We start from the raw sequence: 1,697 nt of genomic DNA on the forward strand, positions 1-1,697 counted from the left end.
CTATTGACAAAGTTTGGGTTTGCCTTTGACTGAAAGGTATACAAAACATCTCGTATCACAATTTTAAAGGGGACCCATGACGAATTACCAAGAGACCGATGTTTACCTAGAAGCAATGGCCTTGCGGAAAGGCATATACATCTCCCAATGGATCTTCCATTCCTGCGCTGTTCTATGTCTGATCTCACTATTTTACAGAGGCACAGAAGGGTCAGGACTGGTTAGCCTTTTTATCATTGCATTGGGAGTTGGGTTCACTTTCATGGGGGCGGTTGCTGGTAAGGCGCAAGGAGGGTGTGAGCAGCACATTCGCAAGCTAAAAACCATGGATGCAGTGTCGTTGTCAGAAGCTCAAAGCGATTGGGATGCCCGCCACCTAGCAAGGTTGACACCGGAAGCTGCGGCGCCGGCAAGGGCGGTGCGGCTATGAACAAGATCACCAGTGAGTGGATAGACGCTTATAGGAGAAATAGAGGCCCCACCGGAAATGACTGCGCGCTCAATGAGATCTTCCATGTATGGATGCATCTCCCTGGCGCCAATGCTTCCTTGCTTATCTCTAAAGCTGATCAGCTTCTCGATGAGGGCGCTCAATGGGATGGTGAGCAGATGCTGTTCCATGTTGCAGGTGGAAGCATCCACTCTTGCACAGAACCAAAGTCGATTGATGAAGTGATGTTGCGTTACCTGCACGACCGTGGTGTAGATCTTGGGCCGCTGCGCGAGCACGCGATGGAGTGTGGGGGCGTGACGTATCAGGCTGAATGGTTTGCGGTTATGGACCGCGCCGAGTGTGCCGGCAGGTTGCAGGCGGCGACCGTAGAAGCGCCTGCGCCTGCAAGGGTGGGGCGGCTATGAACATGTCCCAGGCAGACTACTTACGGAAGAATCTGCATCTCGATTTGAAGGATCTGCGTGGTCGCAAGCAGTCAGCGCTATTCACCAATTATTTGGAAATGGTGAACTCCATCATCCACGATAGCAGCTACCCCACGAGTGCCAAATTGATCTTTATCTTGCAATCCCCATTTAAGTTCAAGGCATACCGACAAGAAGAGGCCGAGGAGATTGCTTGGGTAAATGCCTTGCCGGAGCGAGTGATAAAGGGCCTCAACGACAATGAAATGAGTTGTGCATATTCACTGCGCTATTTCCCATGTTCTCAGAAGTTTGATGACGAATTTTCCTCATTTGTAAAACTAGGGAAGTGGAATCACTGGGTTGCCGTCAGAACTGAAAGGAGACAGCGCCGCGATGAGATCCAGCGCAGATGGGATATCCGAAAGTCCGCGCATGCGCTGAACAGGGCGACACCCGAAGCCGCGGCGCCGGCAAGAGCGGTGCGCCTATGACACTGCCCGAGTTCACGACATGACAGCATTCTGGGCCGACTGCACCCCTGAACGCGTGGCAGATCTGTTGGATCTCGATGCGTCGGCCGACCCTTGGGATGAGGGCGTGTTGGTCTGGCTACGCCAGCAGCGCAGGCGCGACTTGAAGCAACTGGCGTTGAACCTGGCACCGATGGTCATGGAGCGACGGCGCCGCATCATCCAGGCGAAGTGGGATGCAAGACGGTTGAGCAGAGTGATGCCGCGGGTGATAGGAATAAGTGTTGCAAGACGACTGTAAGAGCAAAAGAGGTTAATGGGCCGTTGGCCCTGGTGAAAAGCAAAGGCACCAAAAGGTGCTTTTTG

At 53.1% G+C, this 1,697-nt stretch carries 4 protein-coding genes; 3 read left to right on the forward strand and 1 reads right to left on the reverse strand.

What is annotated here, in order from left to right:
• Window positions 1–76 precede the first annotated feature (76 nt).
• The 3 genes from N799_RS15740 to N799_RS15555 are packed head-to-tail and all read left to right on the forward strand — an operon-like array spanning window position 77 to window position 1,352.
• Window positions 77–430: a hypothetical protein gene (locus N799_RS15740; protein WP_160279982.1), complete on the forward strand. Its 354-nt coding sequence runs from the start codon at window positions 77–79 to the stop codon at window positions 428–430.
• Window positions 427–858 carry a hypothetical protein gene (locus tag N799_RS15550; protein WP_152597991.1) on the forward strand — a complete coding sequence of 144 codons (432 nt, stop codon included), beginning with the start codon at window positions 427–429 and terminating at the stop codon, window positions 856–858. The genes N799_RS15740 and N799_RS15550 overlap by 4 nt, the downstream gene beginning before the upstream one ends.
• The gene (locus N799_RS15555; protein WP_160279983.1) at window positions 855–1,352 is read left to right on the forward strand and encodes a hypothetical protein; all 498 of its coding nucleotides are present in this window, start codon (window positions 855–857) and stop codon (window positions 1,350–1,352) included. The genes N799_RS15550 and N799_RS15555 overlap by 4 nt, the downstream gene beginning before the upstream one ends.
• Before the next feature lie 12 nt (window positions 1,353–1,364).
• Here N799_RS15555 and N799_RS15860 read toward each other — a convergent pair.
• A partial coding sequence (locus N799_RS15860) for a hypothetical protein (protein ID WP_203225062.1) occupies window positions 1,365–1,697 on the reverse strand: 333 nt, incomplete at its 5' end.

The sequence above is a fragment of the Lysobacter arseniciresistens ZS79 genome, assembly GCF_000768335.1.
In the GTDB taxonomy this organism is placed as follows: Bacteria; Pseudomonadota; Gammaproteobacteria; order Xanthomonadales; family Xanthomonadaceae; genus Novilysobacter; species Novilysobacter arseniciresistens.